The sequence below is a fragment of the Pseudomonas sp. LAM2023 genome (assembly GCF_016620375.1).
GTDB classification, from domain to species: domain Bacteria; phylum Pseudomonadota; class Gammaproteobacteria; order Pseudomonadales; family Pseudomonadaceae; genus Aquipseudomonas; species Aquipseudomonas anuradhapurensis.
In genome coordinates, this window is the sequence record NZ_JAENHV010000036.1 from 150,982 (window position 1) to 175,934 (window position 24,953).

General features: G+C 64.7%; 28 protein-coding genes. 17 read left to right on the plus strand and 11 right to left on the minus strand.

Annotation, left to right across the window (positions count from 1 at the left end):
* Positions 1-46: 46 nt before the first annotated feature.
* Positions 47-505, minus strand: a complete 459-nt coding sequence (locus JKP78_RS20525) for an Lrp/AsnC family transcriptional regulator (RefSeq protein WP_186688134.1) — start codon at positions 503-505, stop codon at positions 47-49.
* A gap of 92 nt (positions 506-597) precedes the next feature.
* On the opposite strand from JKP78_RS20525, the gene JKP78_RS20530 reads away from it, so the two are divergent.
* Positions 598-1,782 carry a trans-sulfuration enzyme family protein gene (locus JKP78_RS20530; protein ID WP_186688135.1) on the plus strand — a complete coding sequence of 395 codons (1,185 nt, stop codon included), beginning with the start codon at positions 598-600 and terminating at the stop codon, positions 1,780-1,782.
* A 139-nt stretch (positions 1,783-1,921) separates the two neighbouring features.
* Here JKP78_RS20530 and JKP78_RS20535 read toward each other — a convergent pair whose 3' ends face one another.
* Positions 1,922-2,158, minus strand: coding sequence for a YdcH family protein (locus tag JKP78_RS20535; protein ID WP_170031457.1), 237 nt, complete (start codon positions 2,156-2,158; stop codon positions 1,922-1,924).
* Positions 2,159-2,273: 115 nt separating this feature from the next.
* On the opposite strand from JKP78_RS20535, the gene JKP78_RS20540 reads away from it, so the two are divergent.
* From JKP78_RS20540 to JKP78_RS20560, 5 genes are all read left to right on the plus strand, one after another.
* Positions 2,274-2,639, plus strand: a complete 366-nt coding sequence (locus JKP78_RS20540; RefSeq protein WP_186687871.1) for a 5-carboxymethyl-2-hydroxymuconate Delta-isomerase — start codon at positions 2,274-2,276, stop codon at positions 2,637-2,639.
* A 163-nt stretch (positions 2,640-2,802) separates the two neighbouring features.
* Positions 2,803-4,440 (plus strand): phosphoethanolamine transferase, encoded by a 1,638-nt coding sequence (locus JKP78_RS20545; RefSeq protein ID WP_186687868.1) that lies wholly within the window; start codon positions 2,803-2,805, stop codon positions 4,438-4,440.
* Between the two features lie 228 nt (positions 4,441-4,668).
* Positions 4,669-5,802, plus strand: coding sequence for a ribonuclease D (rnd, locus tag JKP78_RS20550; RefSeq protein WP_186687865.1), 1,134 nt, complete (start codon positions 4,669-4,671; stop codon positions 5,800-5,802).
* On the plus strand, positions 5,799-6,092 hold the full coding sequence (locus JKP78_RS20555) for a YcgL domain-containing protein (RefSeq protein WP_170031445.1): 294 nt from the start codon (positions 5,799-5,801) through the stop codon (positions 6,090-6,092). Before rnd ends, JKP78_RS20555 begins: the two co-directional genes overlap by 4 nt.
* Before the next feature lie 2 nt (positions 6,093-6,094).
* Complete coding sequence (locus JKP78_RS20560) at positions 6,095-7,027, plus strand: D-2-hydroxyacid dehydrogenase (RefSeq protein WP_186687863.1); 933 nt, start codon at positions 6,095-6,097, stop codon at positions 7,025-7,027.
* Positions 7,028-7,095: 68 nt separating this feature from the next.
* Here the strand turns inward: JKP78_RS20560 and JKP78_RS20565 are convergent, their stop codons facing one another.
* A complete protein-coding gene (locus tag JKP78_RS20565; protein WP_186687861.1) occupies positions 7,096-7,689 on the minus strand; it encodes a nitroreductase family protein in 594 nt (197 codons plus the stop codon).
* A 144-nt stretch (positions 7,690-7,833) separates the two neighbouring features.
* Here JKP78_RS20565 and JKP78_RS20570 point away from each other — a divergent pair, with 144 nt between their 5' ends.
* Both JKP78_RS20570 and JKP78_RS20575 read left to right on the plus strand, forming a co-directional pair.
* Complete coding sequence (locus JKP78_RS20570) at positions 7,834-8,283, plus strand: YcgN family cysteine cluster protein (protein WP_170031436.1); 450 nt, start codon at positions 7,834-7,836, stop codon at positions 8,281-8,283.
* A 39-nt stretch (positions 8,284-8,322) separates the two neighbouring features.
* Entirely contained in the window at positions 8,323-9,528 is a 1,206-nt protein-coding gene (locus tag JKP78_RS20575; protein ID WP_170031433.1) for a hypothetical protein, read from the plus strand.
* Between the two features lie 70 nt (positions 9,529-9,598).
* On the opposite strand, the gene JKP78_RS20580 is transcribed toward JKP78_RS20575, so the two are convergent.
* From JKP78_RS20580 to JKP78_RS20590, 3 genes are all read right to left on the minus strand, one after another.
* Positions 9,599-9,940 carry a YgaP family membrane protein gene (locus JKP78_RS20580; RefSeq protein WP_170031429.1) on the minus strand — a complete coding sequence of 114 codons (342 nt, stop codon included), beginning with the start codon at positions 9,938-9,940 and terminating at the stop codon, positions 9,599-9,601.
* Positions 9,941-10,002: 62 nt separating this feature from the next.
* A complete protein-coding gene (locus JKP78_RS20585; RefSeq protein WP_028693028.1) occupies positions 10,003-10,473 on the minus strand; it encodes an RNA methyltransferase in 471 nt (156 codons plus the stop codon).
* A 70-nt stretch (positions 10,474-10,543) separates the two neighbouring features.
* Positions 10,544-10,915 carry a YajD family HNH nuclease gene (locus JKP78_RS20590; RefSeq protein ID WP_003259546.1) on the minus strand — a complete coding sequence of 124 codons (372 nt, stop codon included), beginning with the start codon at positions 10,913-10,915 and terminating at the stop codon, positions 10,544-10,546.
* Positions 10,916-11,047: 132 nt separating this feature from the next.
* Here JKP78_RS20590 and JKP78_RS20595 point away from each other — a divergent pair, with 132 nt between their 5' ends.
* Positions 11,048-11,326 (plus strand): hypothetical protein, encoded by a 279-nt coding sequence (locus JKP78_RS20595; RefSeq protein ID WP_186687859.1) that lies wholly within the window; start codon positions 11,048-11,050, stop codon positions 11,324-11,326.
* A gap of 94 nt (positions 11,327-11,420) precedes the next feature.
* Here the strand turns inward: JKP78_RS20595 and JKP78_RS20600 are convergent, their stop codons facing one another.
* The gene (locus JKP78_RS20600; RefSeq protein WP_200627436.1) at positions 11,421-13,463 is read right to left on the minus strand and encodes a S9 family peptidase; all 2,043 of its coding nucleotides are present in this window, start codon (positions 13,461-13,463) and stop codon (positions 11,421-11,423) included.
* Between the two features lie 92 nt (positions 13,464-13,555).
* Here JKP78_RS20600 and JKP78_RS20605 point away from each other — a divergent pair, with 92 nt between their 5' ends.
* The 3 genes from JKP78_RS20605 to JKP78_RS20615 are packed head-to-tail and all read left to right on the plus strand — an operon-like array spanning position 13,556 to position 15,372.
* Positions 13,556-14,053 (plus strand): MFS transporter, encoded by a 498-nt coding sequence (locus JKP78_RS20605; protein ID WP_186687855.1) that lies wholly within the window; start codon positions 13,556-13,558, stop codon positions 14,051-14,053.
* Between the two features lie 14 nt (positions 14,054-14,067).
* Positions 14,068-14,841 (plus strand): class II glutamine amidotransferase, encoded by a 774-nt coding sequence (locus tag JKP78_RS20610; RefSeq protein ID WP_186687852.1) that lies wholly within the window; start codon positions 14,068-14,070, stop codon positions 14,839-14,841.
* A 9-nt stretch (positions 14,842-14,850) separates the two neighbouring features.
* A complete protein-coding gene (locus JKP78_RS20615) occupies positions 14,851-15,372 on the plus strand; it encodes a DUF2937 family protein (protein ID WP_186687850.1) in 522 nt (173 codons plus the stop codon).
* Between the two features lie 187 nt (positions 15,373-15,559).
* On the opposite strand, the gene JKP78_RS20620 is transcribed toward JKP78_RS20615, so the two are convergent.
* Positions 15,560-16,471, minus strand: coding sequence for a LysR family transcriptional regulator (locus JKP78_RS20620; RefSeq protein ID WP_186687847.1), 912 nt, complete (start codon positions 16,469-16,471; stop codon positions 15,560-15,562).
* A 128-nt stretch (positions 16,472-16,599) separates the two neighbouring features.
* On the opposite strand from JKP78_RS20620, the gene JKP78_RS20625 reads away from it, so the two are divergent.
* From JKP78_RS20625 to JKP78_RS20640, 4 genes are read left to right on the plus strand one after another with little or no spacing between them, the layout of a single operon-like run.
* Positions 16,600-17,886, plus strand: a complete 1,287-nt coding sequence (locus JKP78_RS20625; protein WP_186687844.1) for an MFS transporter — start codon at positions 16,600-16,602, stop codon at positions 17,884-17,886.
* A 9-nt stretch (positions 17,887-17,895) separates the two neighbouring features.
* On the plus strand, positions 17,896-18,675 hold the full coding sequence (locus JKP78_RS20630) for a 5-oxoprolinase subunit PxpA (protein ID WP_200627438.1): 780 nt from the start codon (positions 17,896-17,898) through the stop codon (positions 18,673-18,675).
* Positions 18,672-19,358: a 5-oxoprolinase subunit PxpB gene (gene pxpB, locus JKP78_RS20635; RefSeq protein WP_186687840.1), complete on the plus strand. Its 687-nt coding sequence runs from the start codon at positions 18,672-18,674 to the stop codon at positions 19,356-19,358. Before JKP78_RS20630 ends, pxpB begins: the two co-directional genes overlap by 4 nt.
* Positions 19,355-20,272, plus strand: a complete 918-nt coding sequence (locus tag JKP78_RS20640; protein WP_186687828.1) for a biotin-dependent carboxyltransferase family protein — start codon at positions 19,355-19,357, stop codon at positions 20,270-20,272. Before pxpB ends, JKP78_RS20640 begins: the two co-directional genes overlap by 4 nt.
* 114 nt (positions 20,273-20,386) lie before the next feature.
* Here the strand turns inward: JKP78_RS20640 and JKP78_RS20645 are convergent, their stop codons facing one another.
* From JKP78_RS20645 to JKP78_RS20655, 3 genes are all read right to left on the minus strand, one after another.
* The gene (locus tag JKP78_RS20645) at positions 20,387-21,565 is read right to left on the minus strand and encodes a vWA domain-containing protein (protein WP_186687825.1); all 1,179 of its coding nucleotides are present in this window, start codon (positions 21,563-21,565) and stop codon (positions 20,387-20,389) included.
* Between the two features lie 13 nt (positions 21,566-21,578).
* Positions 21,579-22,424, minus strand: a complete 846-nt coding sequence (locus JKP78_RS20650; protein ID WP_186676126.1) for an AAA family ATPase — start codon at positions 22,422-22,424, stop codon at positions 21,579-21,581.
* A gap of 220 nt (positions 22,425-22,644) precedes the next feature.
* Positions 22,645-23,718, minus strand: a complete 1,074-nt coding sequence (locus JKP78_RS20655; protein ID WP_170031397.1) for a DUF748 domain-containing protein — start codon at positions 23,716-23,718, stop codon at positions 22,645-22,647.
* Between the two features lie 134 nt (positions 23,719-23,852).
* Between JKP78_RS20655 and cysK the strand changes: the two genes are divergently transcribed.
* A complete protein-coding gene (gene cysK / locus JKP78_RS20660) occupies positions 23,853-24,827 on the plus strand; it encodes a cysteine synthase A (RefSeq protein WP_186687821.1) in 975 nt (324 codons plus the stop codon).
* Positions 24,828-24,953: the final 126 nt, after the last annotated feature.

Here is a 24,953-nt window from a genome sequence, read left to right on the forward strand (position 1 = left end):
GGAGCGGCCTTGCGTCGCGAAAGGGCTGCACAGCAGCCCCATCCAGTTAGCGAGATACCGGGTACGCCGTGGTGTACTTCATCTGTTCCATGGCAAAACTGGAGGTGATGTTGGAAAGCCCCTCGGTGCGGGTGATGAGCTTTTTATAGAAGCGGTCGTACGCTGCAATATCGCCCACCACCACCCGCAGCATGTAGTCCCAGTCCCCCGACATGCGATAGCACTCCATCACTTCCTCGAACCCGGTCACGGTTGCGGCAAACTGCTCCAGCCAGGCGCTGTCGTGGCGCTGGGTCTTGAGCTGGACGAACACCGTCAGCCCGAGCCCCAGCCGTTGCGGGTCGAGCAAGGCCACGCGGCCAACAATGTAGCCTTCTTCTTCCAGGCGCTTGACCCGCTTCCAGCAGGGGGTGGTGGACAGATTGACGGCCTCGGCCAGGTCCTTGAGCGAGATTGCGGCGTCGTGCTGAAGCAGGGTGAGAATGTGCTGGTCGAAGCTGTCCATGTCGCGTGCGGGCCGTGCAGGGAAATTTTTCACAGATTACCCCAAGGCCAGACGATTTGGGTTGTGCGATAGTGGCAACTTTCACTCTGCCAATGGGCCTGACCATGTCCGACAAGCCGCGTAACTTCGCCACCCGTACCATTCATGCCGGCGAGCAGTTCAGCGTCGCTGACAATGCCATTTTCCCGGCGATCGTCACCGCCAGCTCGTTCACCAAACGCAGCCTGGATGACAAGCCAGAATATTCCTACAGCCGGGTGGGCAACCCCACCCGGCATGCCTACGAAACCTGTGTCGCCGCCCTTGAAGAAGGTGTAGGCGCGGTGGCCTGTGCCTCGGGTGTTAACGCCACTGCCACGGTGCTGGAGTTGCTGCCCAAGGATGCCCATGTGGTGGTGATGAACGGCGTGTATGGCGGCACCTTCCGTATCCTCGAAGACTACCGTAGCCGCAGCTCGGGCCTGACCACCACCTACGTCGACCTCAACGACCTCGAGGCCGTGGCCGCTGCCATCCGGCCGGAAACCCAGCTGATCTGGATCGAATCGCCGACCAACCCGTTGCTGCACCTGGTCGACATCAAGGCCGTGTGCGACCTGGCCAAGGCGCGGGGCATCCTCACCTGCATCGACAACACCTTCTGTTCGCCATGGAACCAACGCCCAATCACCCTGGGCGTGGACCTGGTCATGCACTCGGCCAGCAAGTACATCGGCGGCCATTCCGACCTGACCGGTGGCGTGGTGGTAGCCGCCAATGATGCACTGCTGGCGCGCCTGCGCCGTATCAGCATGGCCATTGGCGGCGTGCAGGGGCCGTTCGACTGCTACCTGGCCCTGCGTGGGCTGAAGACGCTGGATGTGCGCATGGAACGCCAGTGCGCCAATGCCCTGCAGGTGGCGCGCTTCCTTGAAGGCCACGCGCAGGTCGAACAGGTGTATTACCCAGGGCTGGAAAGCCACCCGCAGCATGAGCTGTGCAAGCGGCAGATGCGCAGTGGCGGGGCAGTGGTGGCGATGAAGGTCAAGGGCGACCGGGCTGCGCTCAACCGCCTGGTGGAGGCGCTGCAGATCTTCGTGTTGGCCGACTCGCTGGGCGGGGTGGAAAGCATGATCAACCACTCCTGGAGCATGTCGCACTGCTCGCTGAGCCCGGAGCAGAAGAGCGTGATGGGCATCAGCGAGAACCTGCTGCGGTTGTCGGTGGGCATCGAGGATTACCGCGACCTGGTCGAGGACCTGGATGGTGCGTTGAACGCGCTGGTTGCTGGCGTGTGATGAACAGAGTGTAGGAGCGGCCTTGTGTCGCGATGGGCTGCGCAGCAGCCCCAAAACTTATGCCTTCGCGGTAAATTTGGGGCTGCTACGCAGCCCATCGCGACACAAGGCCGCTCCTACACGGGCCCGTGGAGGCCGGTCAGGATTTGGGCGGATGAATGATCCGTTCGATCTTGTCCTTGATCAGCAGCCGCTCCTTGCGCAAGCGGTTGACGGCCTCGTCGTTGGTACCGTTGCCTTCGGCGGCCAACACCTCCTTGTCCTTGGCGTTGTATTCCTTGTGCAGCGAATGCAGCGTCTGGTCCTTGTCCATGAGCGCCTGGAATGCATCGGCGGTAACGTGCAGGTCAGCGAGCAGATCATGCGGAACTGGCATTTCTTCACCTCTGTCGGGGTTGGCGAATGGTCCTGACCTTTGAGGATAGTCGGCTTTGCGCAGGTAGGGGACTGGGGTAGGCTGTCGCATCTCCCCGTGACCCGGAACCTGCGCCATGCCTCACCTCAACCTGGAATACAGCGACAACCTGCGCGAGCTCAATGTCGATGTGCTGTTGCTGCGCCTGAACCACGCCCTGGTCGGCAGTGGCCAGTTCGCCGATGAGGCGGACATCAAGAGCCGTGCCGAAGCCTTCCGGCACTTCCGGGTAGGTACCTCGCCGGGCGAGCGGGCCTTTGTCCATGTACGCCTGGCCATCCTCAGCGGGCGTTCGCCGGAAGTGAAGGCGCTGTTGTCCAGCAGCCTGCTCGAGGTACTGCGCGAAGCCCTCCCCGGGCGGCCAGGGGTGGATATCCAGCTGTGCGTGGAAGTGCTGGACATCGATCGGGAACCTTACGCCAAGCTGCGCCTGCCAGGCTGAACCGCGCTTTCATGAACTTCTTTTAATGTTCAAGGCGCCGGCTAACGGATTTGTTGGCGTCTTTTTCACAAAAAATTGATGGTGCGCTTTCTAGAGTTCGGCCAAGTTTCCGCGGTGCCGCCCAGGCCCTCGGGCTGGTCCTTACCCTTGAATGCGAACACTGATGCCGAACTTCAAATCCCTGCGGACTGAATGGGTCACGCTGCTGGCCAGCCTTTACCTGCTGATCGGCTTCAATGTCTTCCTCTGGCAACATCTTGAACAGGTCGTCCCCCCCGGTCTGCCGGGCCTATGGCTGATCCTGGCGTTTGCCGTGATGATGCTGTTCGCATTCAACCTGATTCTGACCCTGTTGGCCTTCCGCTTCATATTGAAGCCGGTACTCATTGTGTTGTTCCTGAGTGGCGCCGGTGTTGCCTACTTCATGAACCAGTATGGCGTACTTATTGATGCGGGCATGTTCCGCAATATTGCCGAAACCAATGTGGCGGAAGTGCGTGACTTGCTCTCGCTGAAATTCGCCTTGTATATCCTCGGCCTGGGGGTACTGCCGTCGATCCTGGTATGGAAAGCGCCGATCGCCTACCGCGCCTGGCACCGCGAGCTGTTCGGCAAGCTGGTGGTCGGCGGTGCCTGTGTCGTGGCCCTGGGGTCGGTGGCGCTGGTCAACTACCAGGGCCTGGCGTCGCTGTTCCGCAATCACCACGAACTGCGCCTGATGCTGACCCCCAGCAACATCGTCGGGGCGTCCTTCGGTTATGTCAGCGAGCGCGTCGGTAGTGCTGCGCAGCCATTCCAGCACTACGGCGAAGATGCCAGGCGCGATGCCGCCTGGCAAAAACATGAGCGCAAGTCGCTGACGGTGCTGGTAGTGGGCGAAAGTGCGCGGGCCGACCATTTCGGGGTGCTGGGCTATGACCGCGACACCACGCCGAACCTTGCCCGCGAGCAGGGCCTGCTGGCGTTCTCCGATGTGCACTCCTGCGGCACGGAAACCGCCGTTTCGGTGCCGTGCATGTTCTCCGGCATGCCGCGCAAGGACTACGATGCCCGCGTGGCGAAGAACCGCGAAGGCTTGCTGGACATCCTCCAGCGTGCCGGCCTGGCCGTGCAATGGCGCGACAACCAGTCGGGCTGCAAGGGCACCTGCGATCGCGTGCAATTCATCGACGTCAGCAACCTCAAGGACGCGCAACTGTGCGCGGACGGTGAGTGCCATGACCAGATCCTGCTGCAGGGCCTGGGCGAGCTGATCGACAACCTCGACAAGGACACCGTGCTGGTGCTGCACCAGATGGGCAGCCATGGCCCGGAATACTTCAAACGCTACCCGGCTGCCGACCAGCGCTTTGCCCCGGTGTGCCAGAGCAATGCCCTGGACCAGTGCAGCCAGCAGGAAATCGTCAACGGCTACGACAACACCCTGGCCTATACCGACAAGGTGCTGGCCGCGCTGATCGACACCCTGCGCAGCAAGCAGGACAAGGTCGACACGGCGATGATCTACCTGTCCGACCATGGCGAGTCGCTGGGTGAATACAACCTGTTCCTGCACGGCACGCCCTACGCCATCGCCCCCGAGCAGCAGAAGCACGTGCCATTGCTGACCTGGTTCTCCGACAGCTACAAGGACGACTTCGGCATCGATACCGACTGCCTGGCCAAGCTCAGCGACGCCCCGCTGTCGCAGGACAACCTGTTCCACTCGATGCTCGGCCTGTTGCAGGTGCACACCGAGGTCTACCAGCAGTCGCTGGACCTGTTCGCCAGCTGCCGGCCGTGGTTGGCGGCGAAGCAGTGATCGGGGAGGTGGCTGCGGCCCTGTGGGAGCGGGCGTGCCCGCGAACACGGGCGAAGCCCGTGCCAGCCACCGTGATGCCTGCTTCGCGGGCTTGCCCGCTCCCACAGTGATCGCGCGATCTTCTGAGTATGCACAACAGCACCACTGATCGATATCAAGGATGGCCCGGGTTTCACCAGCAGTGCCCGCGCCGTATATACTGCGCGCCAATGTTAGTGGGAGAGCCTCGTGGCCATCGAAATACACTGGATCCGTGACGACCAGAGCCTGGCCGAACACTGCCGGAACTGGCACGAACTGCCCTTCGTCGCCGTCGATACCGAATTCATGCGGGTCGACACCTTCTACCCCAAGGCCGGGCTGATCCAGATCGGCGACGGCCAGCGTGCGTTCCTGATCGACCCGCTGCTGATCGGTAACTGGCAACCCTTGGCCGAGCTGCTCGAGGACAGCAGCGTGGTCAAGGTGCTGCATGCCTGCAGCGAAGACCTCGAAGTGCTGCTGCGCCTGACCGGCAAGCTGCCACAACCGCTGTTCGACACCCAGTTGGCAGCCGGCTACCTGAACTTGGGCTTCTCCATGGGCTATTCGCGCCTGGTGCAGGAAGTGCTGGGCATCGATCTGCCCAAGGGTGAAACCCGCTCCGACTGGCTGCAGCGCCCGCTCTCCGACACCCAGGTCAGCTATGCCGCCGAGGATGCCGTGCACCTGGCCGAGCTGTTCAGCGTGTTGCGCCCGCGCCTGTCCGACGACAAGTACGCCTGGGTGCTGGAAGACGGCGCCGAGCTGGTCGCCCAGCTGCGCCGCGAAGTCGAGCCCGAAAGCCTGTACCGCGACGTCAAGCTGGCCTGGAAGCTGGCGCCCCAGCAACTGGCGGTGCTGCGCGAACTGTGCGCCTGGCGTGAGCGCGAGGCGCGCAACCGCGATGTGCCGCGCAACCGCATCCTCAAGGAGCACTCGCTGTGGCCGATGGCCAAGAGCCAGCCGAACAACCTGTCGGCGCTGGCCAAGATCGACGAGATGCACCCGCGCACCATTCGCCAGGACGGTGAGTTCCTCATCCAGCTGATCAAGCGTGCCGCCAGCCTGCCACCCGAGCAGTGGCCGCCGGCCTTGCCCGAGCCGCTGCCGATCGAGGCTGCCGGCATCCTCAAGCAGTTGCGTGCCATCGGCCAGGCCGAAGGCGAGCGGCTGGGCATCGCCCCCGAGCTGATGCTGCGCAAGAAAGCCCTGGAAGCGCTGCTCAAGAGCGGCTACCCCAATGGCCCTTATCAACTGCCCGATTCGCTGCGCGGCTGGCGCCGTGAGCGCATGGGCCAGGCCCTGCTGGACAGCCTGGCAGGCGCCGGAGAGACCCGATGAAACGCATTTGCTCGATCTACAAGAGCCCACGCAAGAACGAAATGTACCTGTACGTGCTCAAGGCCGATGGCCTGCAGCGCGTGCCCGAAGGCCTGCTGCCATTCTTCGGCACCCCCATGCACGCCTTCGACCTGGTGCTGACCCCCGAGCGCAAGCTGGCCCGCGAAGACATCGCCAAGGTACTGGAAAACCTCGACAACCAGGGCTACCACCTGCAAATGCCGCCCCCCGAAGACGACTACATCGAGCACCTGCCCGAAGAGTTGCTGCGCCGTAACGACCCGGCCTGATCATGCGTGTACTGATTGCTGAGCATGATCATGCTCGTTACGCCGAGATCCTGCGTGCCGCCGCGCCTGAGCTGGAAGTGCTGACCAGCGGCGACTCCGCCGAACTGGCCCGCCAGGCACCGCAGTGCCCGGTGTGGCTGGGCCAGCCCGACCTGCTGGCCAGCCTGTTGCGCCAGGGCCACAAGCCGGCCTGGATGCAATCCACCTGGGCCGGCATCACTCCGCTGCTGGCCGAGGGCCTGCCGCGCGACTATCGCCTGACCCGCGCCGTGGGCATCTTTGGCCAGGTCATGGCCGAGTACATGCTCACCTACATGCTTGGCCACGAGCGCGAGGTGCTGTCGCGCCTGGTCAGCCAGGTCGAACGGCGTTGGGACGACCGCCCGGGGCGGACCCTGGAAGGGCGCAAGGTGCTGATCGTCGGCACCGGCGACATTGGCCAGCGGGTGGCCGAGTTCCTGCAGCCGTTTGGCGTGATCCTGTACGGTGTCGCCAGCAGCGCGCGGGAACAGGCGCCGTTTGTCGAAGTGGCCGCGTTGGCCGACCTGCCGCGCCTGGTTGGCCAGGTCGACTATGTGCTCAACCTGCTGCCGGACACCCCGGCCACCCACGACCTGTATGACGCGGCGCTGTTCAAGTGCTTCCAGCCCAGCGCGCTGTTCATCAATGCCGGGCGTGGGGCGGCGGTGGTCGACGCCGACCTGGTCGCGGCGTTAAAGGACGGCCACCTGGCCGGGGCGGTGATCGATGTCTGCCGCCAGGAGCCACTGCCCAGGCAGCACCCGTTCTGGACCGCCTGGGGCCTGTTGCTGACCGGGCACAGCTCGGCACCCACCTCGCCGACGGCGATGGTGCGGTTGTTTGTCGATAATCTGCAGGCGTATGTGGCGGGGCAAGGGTTGCGGGGCGAAGTGGACTTTGCACGTGGCTACTGATTGGTAATACCTGTACGTCCTCTTCGCGGGCAAGCCCGCGAAGAGGCCGGTATCGCAAAAAGCAGGCCTTACAGGCTGAAATCACCCTCGGCCGCCAGCTCGCTCAGCGGCTTGCGCGGGCTTGGCACTTCGCGCGCCTGCAGGGCCTCGTCCAGGCTGGCCTTGTCGCCCAGCTTGCCGATCGCCACCATAGCGTGCAGCACATAGCCTTCCGGCACTTTCAGCTCTTGGCGAGCCAGGGCTTGGTCGAAGCCGGCCATGCCATGGGTGTGCCAGCCGCTGATGCTGGCTTGCAGGGCCAGGTGACCCCAGGCCGAACCGGTGTCGAAGGTATGCCACAGCGCTGGTTTTTCTTCCGTGGCACCGGGGGCGGCGAAGGTGGTCTTGGACATGATCAGCACCAGCGCCGAGGCGCGCTGCGCCCAATTGCGGTTGGCCGGCACCAGCAGGCTCAGGTAGCGCTCCCAGTGCGGGGTGTCACGGCGGGCATAGAGGAAGCGCCAGGGCTGCGAGTTGTTCGCCGACGGCGCCCAACGTGCGGCTTCGAGGAAGCTCAGCAGGGTCTCTTCGCTGATTGGCTCGGCGGTGAAAGCGCGTGGCGACCAGCGGTTGATGAATTGTTCGTTGATGGCGTAATCGGCAACGCGAGGGTTGGCGCTCATGGCGGTTCCTGCAAACGGACGGGAAACCCGCACGCTACTGCCTTGCGTCGCCACTGACAAGCGGTCTGGCTTTGCCGCGGGCCAGGCTCTAGACTGGCGCCGCCGCGCGCCGCGGCGCCAAGATGAATGCAGGATATCCGTGTCATGATCGCTGAAAACGCACCGTTCTGGCGGCGCAAGACCCTTGAGCAACTCAGCCCGCAGGAATGGGAGTCGCTGTGTGACGGCTGCGGCCTGTGCTGCCTGCAGAAGCTCGAGGACGAGGACGACAACAGCGTCTATTACACCCGCATCGCCTGCAAGCTGCTGGACCTGAACAGCTGCCAGTGCAGCGATTACCCCAACCGTTTCGCCCAGGTGCCAGATTGCATTCAGCTCACCCCGGGCAAGGCCGACCAGTTCAAGTGGCTGCCGAGCACCTGCGGCTACCGCCTGGTCAGCGAAGGCAAGGACCTGCCGGCCTGGCATCACCTGGTTTGTGGTGACCGCCAGCAGGTGCATGAACAGCGCATTTCCCAGGCTGGGCGTATGCTCAGCGAGCACGAGGTGCACGAAGACGACTGGGAAGACCACCTGATTTTCCGCGCCAGCTGACCGGCGCTGCCCGCTGTGCGGGATACAAGGAGTTTCGCTATGCGTTGCCAGCTGTTGTTGCTGTTGGGCCTTGTCGCCTGCTCGCCAGCCTGGGCGAAGAAGGTCGACCTGGACTACCAGGTGCGCCTGCTGCCGGCCACCGGCCAGGCGGAAGTCCGCCTTACCTTGGCCGACGGCAGTGCCGTGCGCAGCCTCGATTTCGACCTGGGCAAGGCCGGGGCCTACAGCGGTTTCCAGGCTGACGGCAAGTGGCAGGCGCAGGGCCAGCGTGGCGTGTGGCAGCCGGCTGCCGGCAAGACCAGCCTCAGCTACCGTGTGCAGCTGGAGCAGAAGCGCGGCGGTGCCTATTCGTCGCGCATCAACCCGCATTGGGCGCTGTTCCTCGGCGACCAGTTGGTACCGCCGGCGCACCTCGACCAGCAGGATGGCACCGAACTGGTGGCGCGCCTGGCGTTCGACCTGCCCGAGGGCTGGAACAGCGTCGAAACCGCCTGGCCACGCATCGGCAAGGACAAGTTCCGCATCGACAACGTATCGCGCCTGTTCGACCGCCCGACCGGCTGGATGCTTGCCGGCGACCTGGGCAGCCGCCGCGCGCGCCTGGGCGATACCGAGGTGACGGTGGCCGCGCCGGTGGGGCAGGGCATGCGGCGCATGGACAGCCTGACCTTGCTCACCTTCGTCTGGCCGCAATTGCAGGCGCTGTTCCCGCGTAACCCGCCAAAACTGCTGCTGGTCGGCGCCCGTGATGGCATGTGGCGCGGCGCCGCGGCGGCACACGGGTCGTTGTACCTGCACAGCGGCCGGCCGATGGTGAGCGAGAACGGCAGCAGCCCTCTACTGCGCGAAGTGGTGCAACTGTTTGCGCAGATCCATGGGCGCGACGGCAGCGACTGGCTGGTGGAAAGCCTGACCGACTACTACGCCAGCGAGCTGCTGCGCCGTTCGGGCGGGATAAGCGATGACCGCTACCAGGCCTGGCAGGCGCGTCTGAGCAAGCAGGGCGCCAAGGTCACCCGGCTCAAAGGCGAGCATGCCAGCCCGGCGCAGGTGGCGCGCGGGGTAATGCTGTTGCAGGCGCTGGACACGGAAATTCGCATCCACACCCAGGCCAGGCGCTCGCTCGACGATGTGGTGCGCGGGCTGATGCGCCTGCCCGGTGTCAGCACCGAAGACTTCGTGCAGATCAGCGAGAACGTGCTGGGGCGGCAGTCGGAGGTGTTGCAGAGCAAGGCGTTGCGCTAGGCCTCTGCATTGCCTGTGCCGGCCCTTTCGCGGGCGCGCCCGCGAAAGGGCCGGCACAGGCAATGCAGGATCAACTGCCAGCCAACGGGTCCTTCCCGGTCACCGTCACCCCGCGCGTCGCCGCCTCGGCACTGGCCTTCAAGGCCTGCAGTTCGGAGGCACTGCGCTCGATGTCCGAGCGCAAGCGGTGATATTCCTGCCGGTGGCGCTGCCACCAGGCCTTGGTCGCGCAGTGCCCGGTGAAGCCGCGGGCCAGCGCCAGGCCGCCCACGGCAACCTGCAACAGGCCGACCAGGCCGCCGTGGCGCAGCCCCTTGCTGACCATCAAGGCGCCGCCCGCCAGCGAACTGGCGCGCTCAAGCCCATGAACGTTGTTGTCCTGCGATGTTGCAGCCGAATGGATATCCAGCATGGCGAGGCCTCCGTGTGACGTGTAAGCAGCTGACCTGCCGGCTGCCGCCATCGTTCAGTCGGCTATTTGAACTTGGGCCCCGAACGGGTATTCAGGCCCTTGGCCATGCGGTCATACAGCACCACGTTCACTGTCGCCGCCAGGTTCATGCAACCTTCGGTCGGAATGTAGATGGTCTCTTCACACCAGCCCCGCACATCCTCGCTCAACGAGCCATCCTCGGGCCCGAAGATGTAGATGGCCCGGTCCGGGTGGGTGTATTCCGGCAATGGCCGCGCACCTTCCACCAGCTCCACCGCCACCGGCGTGCAGCCCAGCGGGATGATGCGTTGCAGGTCGTCGATGCCGATCAGCGGGATGTCGTAGTGCACGCGCTTGGTATCGGTGACGAAGTCACGGGCGCGTTCGTAGCGTTTGCCGGTATAGAACACCGAGTTGACACCGTAGCAACCCGCGGCGCGCATGACCGAGCCGACGTTTTCCGCCGACTTGGGGTTGAACAGGCCGATGCAGCTGTATCGTTTGTTTGCCACGTACCGGGGCCCTTCGCAAAAAAGCGCGATTATACGGGCTGCCCGGTAGCAGCGGGGGGCCAATCGATGGTCAGTCCTTCTTCAGCATGCCTGCCAGCCCGGCGAACGGGTTGTGGGTGGCCTTGGCGATGCTCGGCGTGCTGGTGGAGCCTTCGCTGAAGTACTGCTGGTCGGTGTAGCGCGAATGCTCGTTGTCGTGGCAATACAGGCACAGCAGCTCCCAGTTGGAGCCGTCCTGCGGGTTGTTGTCGTGGTTGTGGTCGCGGTGGTGCACGGTCAGCTCGCTCAGGCGCTTGCCGGAGAACTCGCGGGCGCAGCGGCCGCACACGTGCGGGTACATTTTTAGGGCCTTGTCGCGGTAGCCCATTTCCTTGTCGCGCTTGGCATCGGCCAGAATGCGGTCCAGGCGCGCAGTAGCGGCGGCGGAAGAGGTGGAGCTCATGGTGTTTCCTTCGTTCTGGTCAGGCGAATGACGGTTATGCCCCTGAGTCTAGCGCGCTTGCACGGCTGGCGGACAGGCGAAAACCGGAATATCGGCGTAGCCTGTAGGAAGGTTCCCGACAGGAGGTTGCTGATGTTTCGCGCGATCCTCGCCGTGCTGGTGCTGGCTGGCCTGCCCATGGCCGAAGCTGCCAGCACACCGCCCCGGTTGACCACGCCAGTGCCCGGTGCACCGGGTACACCAACGCCCACGCCCTACCCGCAGATCACCCCGAGTACACCGCCCAAGGCCTACGACAGCCAGCCCGGGGCACCGTTGTTGCCGCCCATGCCGGTGCCTGGGCCGCCGAAAGACCAGCCTTTGCCGGGGTTGCGGCAGGAGCCGCAGAAGCCGGTGGTACCGGATGATTGACTTGGGGGGGCGAGCCTGGGGCGCAGCTCAGGATTGCGATCGGTTGTAGGAGCGGCCTTGTGTCGCGAAGGGGCGCAAAGCGCCCCCAGCCAGCTCAAGCTACACCCAGCTGGCCAAACACGAACGCATATTCCAGGGCTACGTCCTTCAGCCCCTGGTAGCGCCCGCTCATCCCGCCGTGCCCGGCGCCCATCTCGGTCTTGAGCAGCAGCAGGTTGCTGTCGGTCTTGCGCGTGCGTAGCCGCGCCACCCACTTGGCCGCTTCCCAGTACTGCACGCGGCTGTCGTTGTAACCAGCCACCACCAGCATCGCCGGGTAGGCCTGCGCCTTCACGTTTTCATACGGCGCGTAGGCCTTGATCCGCTCGTACACCTCTGGTTCTTCAGGGTTGCCCCATTCGTCGTACTCGGTCACGGTCAACGGCAGCTCAGGGTCGAGCATGGTGTTGAGCACGTCGACGAACGGCACTTCGGCAACCGCGCAACGGAACAGCTCGGGGCGCAGGTTGAGCACCGCGCCCATCAGCAGGCCACCGGCACTGCCGCCGCTGATGGCCAGGCGATCGGCGGCGGTCACGCCCACGGCGATCAGGTGCTCGGCACAGGCGATGAAGTCGCCGAAGCTGTTGTGCTTGTGCTCCTGCTTGCCGGCGCGGTACCAGGCTTCGCCCAGCTCGCCACCGCCGCGCACGTGGGCAATGGCAAAGGCCACGCCGCGCTCCAGCAGGCTCAGGCGCGCATGCGAGAACCACGGGTCGAGGCTTTCGCCATAGGCGCCGTAGCCGTACAGGTACAGCGGCACGGTCTGGCCCAGGTCCTGACGGCGGCGGACCAGGCTGATCGGCACCTGGGTACCGTCCGCTGCCGTGGCCCACAGGCGCTCGCTGACATAGTCATCGGCGTCGAACGGCCCCAGTACCGGGGTTTGCTTGAGCACCACCTGGGCGCCAGTGGCCAGTTCCAGCTGGCGCACCTGGGCCGGGCGGTTGAGCGCTTCGTAGCGCAGGCGCAGGCGCGGGCTGGCGAACTCCAGGCTGTCCTGCACGTACAAGCTGTGGGCCGCGTCGGGTAGCTCGACACGGTAGGCCGGCAGGCCCTGGGGGCGTACCTCGATGATCGGCAGGCCGCCTTCGCGCAGGCTCAGGGTCAGTGCCGTGGCATTCAGGCTGAGGCCTTCGAGCATGATCGCCTCACGGTGCGGCACCAGCACCTGCCATTGCGCGCGGCTTGGCACCGGTGTGGCCGGTGCGTGGTACAGGGCGAAGTTGATGCCGTCCTGGTTGGTGCGGATGAACCAGCGCCACTGGCCGTCGAGCTGGCCGTGGTCGGGGAAGTACTCGTGGCCCTCGACCCGTGGCGCCAGGCAGGTAAAGGGCGCCAGCGGCGTTTCGGCATCCAGTACCCAGGCTTCGCTGGTGGTCTTGCTGTTGAGCAGCAGCACCAGCTGGCGCTCGGAGCTGGTGCGGTAGCAGTGCAGGAAGAAGCGCCCGTCGGGCTCTTCGAACACGGTCTGCGCGCCAGCGCTGCCCAAGGTGTGGCGGCGCAGGCGCCAGGGCCGGTGGGTGTCGTCCAGTTCGGCGAAGAACAACGTCTGGCTGTCGTTGGCCCAGGTCAGGCTGCCGTCGCAGTCGTCGAAGGGCAGGGTGGTGACGTTGCCACTGGCCAGGTCCTTGACGTACAGGGTGAAGATTTCGTCGCCGCTGGTGTCGAGGCTGTAGGCCAGCAGGCGATGGTCAGGGCTGACGTTGAACGCGCCCAGCGACAGGAAGCCGCCATTGGCCAGGGCGTTGGGGTCGAGCAGCAATTGCTCCTGGCTTGCATCGACGGTGTTGGAGTCGTCGGCCGGGCGCGGGCAGCGGTAGTGACGCGGGTACTCGTCGCCGGCGGTGGTGCGGGTGTAGTAGAGGTAGGGGCCCCAGGGCGTCGGCAGCGACAGGTCGGTTTCCAGGATACGGCCCTTGATCTCTTCGAACAATTGCTCGCGCAGCGCGGCCTGGTCGGCCAGGCAGGCTTCCTGGTAGGCGTTTTCGGCTTGCAGGTAAGCCAGCACCTCGGGGCTGTCGCGCCGTTGCAGCCAGGCATAGGGGTCGGTGGCGTTGTCGGCATGGGCGATGGGTGGCTGAGGCTTGTTCGGCATCGGGGAACTCTTGGCTGGGGACAGGGAGACGCTGTCTGCGCCTGGAAAAGTGTTTATCATAGGCATCTCTTTGCCTGGCTTGCACGATCACCATGACCGAGAACGACTACACCCTGGCCTGGGGCCTATACGCGGTTGCCGCCCTGGGCTGCCTGCTGGTGGGCTTCAAACTCACCGGCTGGATGTGGCGCTGGCTGCGCGAACCGTTGCGGGTGGTGCTGGCGGTGCTGCTGCTGACCCCGACCATCGTCGACCCGGCCAAGGACAGCTTTGCCCCGGCCATTGCCATTACCGCACTGGACATCGCCTTCAAGGTCGGCAACAACGCCTGGCGCGCGGTGTCGGACTTTGCCATGTACGGCATGTTCGCCTTCAGCCTGTACTTCCTCTTCGTGGCGCTGCGCTGGCCGCTGGAAAAACGCGCCCGCGAACGCCGCGCCCAGGCCGAGACCGCGGCCCAGCGCCAGGCTGCCGAAGACGACGCGCTCGCTGCCCAGGCGCCGTTGGCCGCCGAGCGCCGCGACCGCTACCTTGACGACCCACGCCCTGCCGCCTTGCGTGGCGGTGGCCGGGTCGAGCCCCGTCTGTAAGCGGAGACACGCCGATGTGCGAACTGCTGGGCATGAGTGCCAACGTTCCCACCGATATCGTTTTCAGCTTTACCGGCCTGATGCAGCGCGGTGGCCGCACCGGCCCGCACCGCGACGGCTGGGGCATCGGCTTCTACGAAGGGCGTGGCCTGCGCCTGTTCCAGGACCCGGCCGCCAGCAGCGAGTCGGAAGTGGCCAACCTGGTGCAGCGCTACCCGATCAAGAGCGAAGTGGTCATCGGCCACATCCGCCAGGCTAACGTCGGCAAGGTGTGCCTGGCCAACACCCACCCCTTCGTGCGGGAAATGTGGGGCCGCAACTGGTGCTTCGCGCACAATGGCCAGCTGGGCGACTTCAAGGGCCAGGCCGGTTTCTACCGGCCGGTGGGCGACACCGACAGCGAAGCGGCCTTCTGCGACCTGCTCAACCGCATTCGTAGCAGCTTTCCCGAGCCGGTTGCGGTTGAACAGCTGCTGCCGGTGCTGGTCGAAGCCTGTGCCGGCTACCGGTCTCTGGGCGTGTTCAACTGCATGCTCAGCGACGGCGACTGGCTGTTCTGCTTCTGCTCGACCAAGCTGGTGCACATCACGCGGCGTGCACCCTTTGGTGCGGCGCGGTTGAAGGATGTCGACCTGATCGTTGATTTTCACACCGAAACCACCCCCAACGACGTGGTCACGGTCATCGCTACCGAGGCCCTGACCGAGAACGAGACCTGGCAGCGCTACGCGCCGGGACAATGGGCCCTGTGGCGGCACGGCGAATGCGTGGCGCACGGCCAGAGCTAAGGACGCTGCATGTTCAGAAGTTACCTGCGGTTGCTGCTGTTCACCTTCGGCCTGCTGGCCGGCATCCAGGTCCCGGGGCTGGTTAAGGATTACAGCCAGCGGGTCGAGGCGCACCTGTTCGAATCGCGCGAGGCACTGGATGGTTTCCGGCAGACGGCCGAGCGCTTCTTCAACGGTGACTTGCAGGCGCTGCTGCGGCACTACCGCAGCAGCGACGACCCGGTATTCCTCAGTGATGCCAACAGCATCGAAAGCCTGATGATTCGTAACGATCTGCTGGAAAGCGAATGGCAGGCGTTGCAAGGCTCATGGGCCGAACGTACCTGGCACGTGCTGGTGCAGGCCGACCCGCAAATGCGGGAAGAGACCCTGAACAGCTACAGCTATCAGATATTGCTGGTACCCGAGGCGGTTGGCTGGGGGCTGGGTGCAGGGTTCGTCCTGGCTTTCGTGGTGGAAAGCCTGCTGTTGGGGATTGGCTGGCTGATCCTGGGTGGGCGGCGCAGGGCGGTGAAAGAGAGCTGGCGCTGATTCACCTGCACTCATCCGTGGCCTGACGCGGTCCCTGTAGGAGCGGCCTTGTGTCGCGAAAGGGCCGCAAAGCGGCCCCAGGGTTCAGCAGCGATGCAGCAATTGCCGAGGCTGCTCTGCAGCCCTTTCGCGACACAAGGCCGCTCCTACAGGGACCGCGTCAGCCGGCCGCGAGAAAGCCAAACGCTCAGACCAATACAATCCGCTGCCCGCCCACATCCCGCGCATACCCTTGCAGCACTTGCCGGCACACCCCGACCACCTCATCCACCAACGCCACCCCGGTCTGCCAGGCCACTACCAGCTCAAGGCTTGGCGGCGGTTGCAGCCCTTGCAGCAACACCAGCTCACCGCGGCTCAACTCGGCATCCACCAGCGCCGGCGGCAACGCGCCAATGCCAAAGCCGTCGCGCAGCAACCGGGTAATCGCCGCCACCGAATTCACGCAGTTCAAGCGCGGCGTTTCGGCACCCGCGCCTTGTAGCAGGCTCAGCACCTCCTGGTGCGGCCGTGAGTTCTTCGAGAAGGTGATGATGCGCTCACGCCCAAGTTCGGCCAGGGAGGCATAGTCGCGGTGCTGCGGCGAGCCTGCCGCCACGATCCAGCCCATCGGGTAGCGCGCCAGGTCGAGGCTGCGGATCGATTGCTCGCGCACCAGGTCGGTCTGCAGGATCACGTCGAGAAAACCCTTCTGCAACTGCTCGCGCAGATTCAGTGCGGTGTCGGCCACCAGTTCGATCTCCACCTGCGGGTAGCGTTCGCTCAGCTCGGCCACCAGCGCGCTCATCCAGGTATGGATCACCGTGTCCATCACCCCGATGCGGATGCGCCCGACCTTGGCCCGGTCGCTGTCCAGTGACTGCTTCATGGCCTTGGCGGTGTCCAGCATGCGCTCGGCATACTCCAGCACCTTGCTCCCTTCCGGGGTCAGGCTGACCCCGCGCGAGTCGCGCAGCAGCAGCTTCACCCCCAGGTCGGCCTCCAGTGCGGCGATACGGCTGGACACCGAGGCCTGGGTGGTGAACAGCTTTTCCGCGGTCAGGCGGAAGCTCTTGAGCCGGGCAACCCAGACGAAGGTTTCGAGGAAACGAAGGTTCATGATCAGTTTTTCTTGTTCCAGACCGGCGGTTTTTCTCGTTGGACGCAGCTGGCGTGGCCTCTGAACAATGATGCCCAGGCCGCGACCCTGTGTCGCCCGTAAAACAATACCAACAAGCCGAGGCAACCATGAACCCCACCGGCGTGCAGCAGCAGGTCAGTCCCTCCTCATCGACCGGGCCATTCGCCTGGTACCGCGATATCGATTCCCAGCAACGACGCACCTTCTGGAGCTGCAAGATCGGCTATGGCCTGGATGGCATGGACACGCAGATGCTCAGCTTCGTCATCCCCACGCTGATCATGCTGTGGGGCATCAGCACCACCGAGGCCGGGCTGATCCACACCAGCACGCTGATCGCCTCGGCCGCCGGCGGCTGGATTGCCGGCATCCTCTCCGACCGCATCGGCCGGGTGCGCACCCTGCAACTGACCGTGCTGTGGTTCGCCTTCTTCACCTTCCTCTGCGGCTTCGCCCAGAACTACCAGCAGCTGCTGATCGCCCGTACCCTGATGGGCTTTGGCTTCGGGGGGGAATGGACCGCCGGCGCAGTGCTGATCGGCGAGGTGATCCGTGCCCAGGACCGTGGCAAGGCGGTGGGCATGGTGCAGTCCGGCTGGGCGCTTGGCTGGGGCCTCACCGCCATTCTCTACGCGCTGCTGTTTTCCTGGCTACCGGCAGAGCAGGCCTGGCGTGCGTTGTTCCTGTTGGGCCTGGTGCCGGCGATCTTCGTGATCTTCGTCCGCCGCCTGGTCAAGGACCCCGAGGTGTATCGCGAGGCCAAGGCCGTGGAAAGCGCCGAGGTGCCTTCGCGCTTCTACGAGATCTTCGCCCCGGGCATGCTCTGGACCACCGTGCGCGCGTCGCTGCTGACCACCGGTGCTTTGGGCGGCTACTACGCCATCACCTCGTGGCTGCCGACGTTCCTCAAGAGCGAACGCGGCCTGAGTGTGCTGGGCACCGGTGGCTACCTGGCCATGGTGATCGTCGGTTCCTACATCGGTTATGTGGTCAGCGCGTACCTGTCCGACCTGCTCGGGCGCAAGAAGAACTTCATCCTGTTTGCGGTGGGCTCGTTCGTCATCGTGCTGCTGTACACGCAAATGCCAGTCAGCGATGACGTGATGCTGTGGTTGGGGCTCCCGCTGGGCTTCTTCGCCTCGGGCATCTTCAGCGGCATGGGCGCGTTCCTCACCGAGCTGTTCCCCACCCGTATCCGCGGTTCGGGGCAGGGCTTCTGCTACAACATCGGCAAGGTCGTGGCGGCGCTGTTCCCACTGCTGATCGGCGTGCTCGGCCAGAAGGTGCCGCTGGGCCTGGGCATCGGCGTGTTCTCCGCGGTGTCCTACGGCGTGGTGATCCTGGCCGCATTGAGCCTGCCGGAAACCCGCGGCAAACAGCTGCAGGCGCGGTAAGGTAGGCATATGAACAACCACATGGGAGGCCGAGCGGTGAAACGCCTGCTACTCAACTGCGACATGGGCGAGAGTTTCGGCAGCTGGCGCATGGGCCTGGATGCCGAGGTCATGCCGTTTATCGATTGCGCCAACATCGCCTGCGGCTACCACGCCGGCGACCCTGGCACCATGCGCCGCACCGTGGCCCTGGCGCTGGAGCACGGGGTGACCATTGGCGCACACCCGGCCTACCCGGACCTGGTCGGCTTCGGTCGCCGTTCCATGGCCTGCAGCGCGGAGGAAATCCGCGACCTGCTGCACTACCAGATCGGTGCGCTGGACGGTATCTGCAAAGTTCAGGGTGGCCGCGTGGCCTATGTGAAACCCCATGGCGCGCTGTACAACGACATGATGGCCGACCCGCTCAAGCTGCGCAGCGTGCTGGAGGCTGTGGCGGCCTACGGCGACGACCTGCCGTTGATGCTGATGGCCACCGCCGACAATCGTGCGGCCCAGGCGCTGGGCGATGAAATTGGCGTGCCGCTGTGGTTCGAGGCGTTCGCCGACCGCGCCTACACCGCCAGTGGCCACCTGGTGTCGCGGCGCCTGCCCGGTGCGGTGCACCACGACCCGGCACTGGTAGTGGACCAGGCCGTGCGCCTTGCCCGTGGCGAAACGCTGGTGGCGGACGATGGCAGCGCGTTGCAACTTGAGGCCAACACCCTCTGCGTGCACGGCGACAACGACAGCTCGGTGGCGGCGGTACGGCAGATTCGCCAGGCCCTCGAAGCGCTGGAGTCGCCATGAACCCACGGATCGAGGTGGTGGCCGTCGACAGCCTGATGGTGCGCCTGTTCGAACGCATCGACGAGGCCAACATGCCCTGGCTGCTCGCCGCCAGCCAGCGCTTGCGCGCGGCATTCGGCGAGCACCTGCTGGACCTGGTGCCGTCCTACACCACGCTGATGGTGCAGTTCGACCTGCCACCGGGGGAGGCGAGGGCGCTGATCCTTGGTGCGCTGGAAGGCGTGCAGCCAGACACGGGCAGCGCTGGGCGCCGCCATGAGATCCCGGTGTGGTACGACCCCAGCGTCGGCCCGGAACTGCCGCTGCTGGCGGCCCGCAGCGGCTTGAGTGAAGCCGAGGTGATCCGCTTGCACAGCGCGCGTGAGTACCCGGTGTTCGCCCTGGGGTTCGCCCCTGGTTTCGGCTTCATGGGCCTGGTCGACGAACGCTTGGCCAGCCCACGCCTAAGCACCCCGCGCAAGCGTGTGGCGGCGGGTAGTGTCGGCATTGCCGAACGCCAGACCGCAGCCTATCCGGCGGTGTCGCCGGGTGGCTGGAACCTGATCGGGCGTACCCCGGTGCGCCTGTTCGACCGCGAGCGCGAGGGCTACAGCCTGTTGCAACCCGGCGACCGGGTGCGCTTCGTGCCGGTTTCGCGCAGCGAGTTCCTGGCTCTGGGCGGTGATGTGGAGGCGCAAGGATGAAGCAATTGATGATCGAGGCCAGTACGCCGCTGTGCCAGCTGCAGGATGCCGGGCGCTTCGGCGTGCGCCACCTGGGCGTGACCCAGGGCGGGGCGCTGGACTGGGTGGCGATGCACTGGGCCAACTGGCTGCTGGGCAACCCGTTGGCGGCGCCGGTGGCCGAGGTGGCGCTGGGTGGTTTCTGCGTGGTGGCCGAACAGGATTGCGTGCTGGCGCTGGCCGGTGCCGACCTGGACGCGCGGGTCGATGACCAGCCGCTGGCGCCGTGGCGCAGCTTTGTCTTGGCCAAGGGGCAGCGGTTGACCCTGCAGCAGCCGAAGCAGGGCGTGCGGGCCTACCTGGCGGCACCTGGGGGGGTCCTCGGGGCGGACGTGCTGGGCAGTTGTGCCACGGTGGTACGCGAAGCACTGGGCGGCATCGATGGCCGCGGGGCTGCGCTTGGCAAGGGCCAGTTGTTGACCTTCGCCGGCAGCGCAACGACGCTGCGCGAGGTGCCGCCAGCGCTGCGGCCGCAATACCTGCAAAAGCCAGTGCTCGACCTGGTGATGGGCGCGCAGATTGGCGAGTTCAGCGGTACCAGCCTGTTCGAGGCGTTCAATCGCGAGTGGACCCTGGACAGCCGCGCCGACCGCATGGGCATCCGCCTGCTGGGGCCGCAGCTGGTCCATCAGGGGGCGCCGATGATTTCCGAGGGCATTCCGCTGGGCGCGGTACAGGTGCCGCCGGACGGGCAGCCGATCGTGCTGCTCAATGACCGGCAGACAATTGGCGGCTATCCGCGGCTGGGGGCGTTGACGCCGCTGGCGCTGGCACAGCTGGCGCAGTGCATGCCGGGAGCGGTGGTGCGCTTCAGGGCGGTGGTGCAGGACGAGGCGTGGCGGGAGCAGCAGGCATACCTGGACCGTTGGCGTTAAGGCTTCCGGCCTCTTCGCGGGTGAACCCGCTCCCACAGGTACCCCACAGGCCTCAAGGCTTGCGCAATACCTGTGGGAGCGGGTTCACCCGCGAAAGGGCCAGCACTGGCAACATCACTTGGACAGGTAACGCATCCCTTCTTCCAACCCCTGCAAGGTCAGCGGGTACATCTTGTCTTCGATCAGGTCGCGCACCAGATGGGTCGATGCGGTGTAGTCCCAGGCCTGCTTCGGGTACGGGTTGATCCAGATGATCTTGCGGAATTTCTCCATGAAGCGCTGCATCCACACGTAGCCGGCTTCTTCGTTCCAGTGCTCGACGCTGCCACCTGGCTGGGTGATTTCGTAGGGCGCCATGGCCGCATCGCCGACGAACACCACTTTGTAGTCATCGCCGTATTTGTGCAGCAGGTCGAAGGTGGAATACCGCTCCGAGGTGCGGCGCAGGTTGTTCTTCCATACCGACTCGTACACGAAGTTGTGGAAGTAGTAGTACTCCAGGTGCTTGAATTCGGTCTTGCACGCCGAAAACAGCTCTTCGCAGACCTTGATGTGGGCATCCATCGAACCGCCGATGTCGAACAGCAACAGCAGCTTGACCGTGTTGCGCCGCTCGGGGCGCATCTGAATGTTCAGCAGCCCGGCATCGCGTGCGGTGTGGTCGATGGTGCCGTCGATGTCCAGTTCCTCGGCGGCGCCTTCGCGGGCGAACTTGCGCAGCCGGCGCAACGCCAGCTTGATGTTGCGCGTACCCAGCTCGACCTGGTCGTCAAGGTTCTTGTATTCACGCTGGTCCCACACCTTCACCGCCTTGCCCTGGCGCTTGCCGGCCTCGCCCACGCGGATGCCCTCGGGGTTGAAACCGCCCGAGCCGAACGGGCTGGTGCCGCCGGTGCCGATCCACTTGTTGCCGCCAGCGTGGCGTTCCTTCTGCTCTTCGAGGCGCTTCTTGAATTCCTCGATCAGCTTGTCCAGGCCGCCGAGCGACTGGATCTGCGCCCGCTCTTCGTCGCTCAGCGAGCGCTCGAACTCCTTGCGCAGCCAGTCGTCGGGGATCAGCGCCTCGATGTGCCGGTCGAGGTTTTCCAGGCCCTTGAAGTAGGCCGCGAAAGCCCGGTCGAACTTGTCGAAATGGCGTTCGTCCTTTACCAGGATGGCGCGGGCGAGGTAGTAGAACGCGTCCATGTCGGCGAACACCACGTGCTTCTGCAGGGCCTGGTGCAGGTCGAGCAGTTCGCGCACCGACACCGGCACCTTGGCCGCGCGCATTTCATTGAACAGGTTGAGCAGCATGGCCCGGCTCCTGTCAGCGGTTGCCGCGCCGGCTCATGAAGGCCAGGCGTTCGAGCAGCTGTACGTCCTGCTCGTTCTTCACCAGGGCCCCGGCTAGCGGTGGGATGGCTTTGGTCGGGTCGCGCTCGCGCAGTACCGCTTCACCAATGTTGTCGGCCATCAGCAGCTTGAGCCAGTCGACCAGCTCGGAGGTGGACGGTTTTTTCTTCAGGCCTGGCACCTTGCGCACGTCGAAGAACACATCCAGCGCTTCGCTGACCAGCGCCTGGCTGATGTTGGGGTAGTGCACGTCGACGATCTGCTGCAGGGTGGTGCGGTCGGGGAAGGCGATGTAATGGAAGAAGCAGCGGCGCAGGAAGGCGTCTGGCAGTTCCTTCTCGTTGTTCGAGGTGATGATGATGATCGGGCGCTGCTTGGCCTTGATGGTCTCGTCGATTTCGTAGACGTAGAACTCCATCTTGTCGAGTTCCTGCAGCAGGTCGTTGGGGAACTCGATGTCGGCCTTGTCGATTTCATCGATCAGCAGGATCACCCGTTCATCGGCCTCGAAGGCTTCCCAGAGCTTGCCTTTCTTCAGGTAGTTGCGCACGTCGTGGACCTTGTCCACGCCCAGCTGCGAGTCGCGCAGGCGGCTGACCGCATCGTACTCGTACAGGCCCTGGTGGGCCTTGGTGGTGGACTTGATGTGCCAGGTGATCAGCCGTGCGCCGAACGAGGCGGCCAGCTGCTCGGCGAGCATGGTCTTGCCGGTGCCGGGTTCGCCCTTGACCAGCAAGGGGCGTTCGAGGGTGATGGCCGCGTTTACCGCCAGTTTCAGGTCGTCTGTGGCGACGTAGTCGCGGGTGCCTTCGAACTTCATGGGGTCTGTCCTCTGCCGTATGCCTGTCAGGGCCTCTTCGCGGGCACGCCCGCTCCCACAGGTATTGCACAACCTTGCGGATCTGTGGGGTACCTGTGGGAGCGGGCGTGCCCGCGAAAGCCCAATACCTGTTTTCGATTTGTCACCGACTATAACGCGGGGTTCGCCGACTGGAAACGCAGACCGGGTATTCAGTCCCTGAATGCCCCGTCACGCCATCTCAGTCGGAATCCGGCGCGTCACGCTCATAGCGCGCATTGAACGCTTCGATGAACCCGTTGCGCAGGATCTGCAGGAACGCCTCGAACGCACTGATATTCTGCTTGCGTACGCTGCCATGCAATTCCACCCGGGTGGCGAACTGGTTCTTCGGCTGGTTTTTCAGGACTGTCTCGGTCGCGCCCACCAGCGCTTCCCAGATCGAGCGGAAGAAGCCTTTGTCCTTTTCTTGCACGTCCTGCTGCCAGTCGAACACATCCACATCCCGCAACAGCGGCTTGATGTACCCGGTCAAGCGCCCGTTGGTGGCCTCGGCTTCTATCACCACGTCGCCGTGGCCGGCGTTGAAGTCGAACTTGCCGTAGGCGCTGGCGAAGTCATTGAGCTTGCGCAGCTCGATACCGGTGGCGCGCAGGCGGAACTCGAAGTCGTCGAAGTTGCTGAACGGGTCGAACGTGGCGCGGCTTTCCACCTTGGCATCGCCCACGATCAGCGCCGTGCCATCGAAGCTGGCGTCGCGTCGGCCTTGTTCGTCGCGAATGTTGGTAAGGTTGCGAATGCTGGCGTTCAACTGGGTGGCCTTGAGGTTGACCGGTGGCTTCGAGTTGAAATTGCGGAAGGTCAGCACGCCATCATCAATGCGTACCTCGTTGAGGGTGATCGGCAGCAGTTTTTCCAGTTGCTGGCGCCAGTCGGTGCCCTGGCCAGTCTGCGAGTTCTGCTTGTTGCCGCCGTCGACGAAGTTCAGTTCAGGCCGGTCGAACACCACTTCGGCTACCACCGCGCGGTCGTACCACAGGGCATGCCAGCTCACCGACAGGTCGATCAGCGGGGCGTCGAGGAACGGCACCGGCACCTTGCCGGTGGTCTTGACGATCTTCAGCCCGTTGATCTGGTACGCGCCGCGCCACCAGGCCAGGTCGACGTCGGTTATCTGGCCACGGTAATCGCCCATGTCGGCCAGCTTGTCGTTGAGGTAGTCGCGCACCAGGTAGGGCAGGGCCAGGTGCAGCGCCAGCAACAGCACGATCAGGCTGGCCAGGCCGATCAACGGCCAGCGGTAACGGGCTCTCATCAGCGTGTCTCCAAGGCAGCATGTGCGGTTGACCGCAACGCGGCTCGCTGAGTTCGAACGGGCTTTACGGGCTACCGGGGCGGGCTTACCCTTGAGGTCTTTCCCTGCTGTCTTTCATGCCAAGGACCCCTGCCATGAGCCGTATCTTTGCAGACAACGCCCATTCCATCGGCAATACGCCGCTGGTGCAGATCAACCGCATCGCCCCACGCGGCGTGACCATCCTGGCCAAGATCGAAGGGCGCAACCCGGGTTACTCGGTCAAATGCCGCATCGGCGCAAACATGGTCTGGGACGCCGAGAGCAGCGGCAAGCTCAAGCCCGGCATGACCATCGTCGAGCCCACCTCCGGTAACACCGGCATCGGCCTGGCCTTCGTCGCCGCTGCCCGTGGCTACAAGCTGATGCTGACCATGCCCGCCTCGATGAGCCTGGAGCGGCGCAAGGTGTTGAAGGCGCTGGGTGCCGAGCTGGTGCTGACCGACCCGGCCAAGGGCATGAAGGGCGCGATCGAGAAAGCCAACGAAATCGTCGCCTCGGACCCGGCCCGGTACTTCCTGCCTGGCCAGTTCGAAAACCCGGCCAACCCGGCCATCCACGAGAAGACCACCGGGCCGGAAATCTGGAACGACACCGATGGTGCGATCGATGTGCTGGTGGCAGGCGTGGGCACCGGTGGCACCATCACCGGTGTGTCGCGCTACATCAAGCAGACCCAGGGCAAGGCGATCACGTCGGTGGCCGTGGAACCCCTGGCATCCCCGCTGATTACCCAGACCCTGGCCGGCGAGGAACTCAAGCCCAGCCCGCACAAGATCCAGGGTATCGGCGCCGGCTTCGTGCCGAAGAACCTCGACCTGTCGATGGTCGACCAGGTGATGACGGTGACCGATGAGGAATCCAAGGCCATGGCCATCCGCCTGATGCAGGAAGAGGGCATCCTCTGTGGTATTTCCTGTGGTGCGGCGATGGCAGCGGCCGTGCGCCTGGCCGAAAAACCGGAGATGCAGGGTAAGACCATCGTCGTAATCTTGCCCGACTCCGGTGAGCGCTACCTGTCCAGCATGTTGTTCGCCGACATGTTCAGCGAGCAGGAAAACCAGCAGTAATTGGCCTTGTCGCTGACCCGGCGCAACGTTCGCTGGCCGGGTTCATTGCAAAATCTTCATCAATGAGTTGCCGCCCGGGTTGTTTTTACACCGGCGGCAGCGGTTTATGATGGCAGGATGATTTAC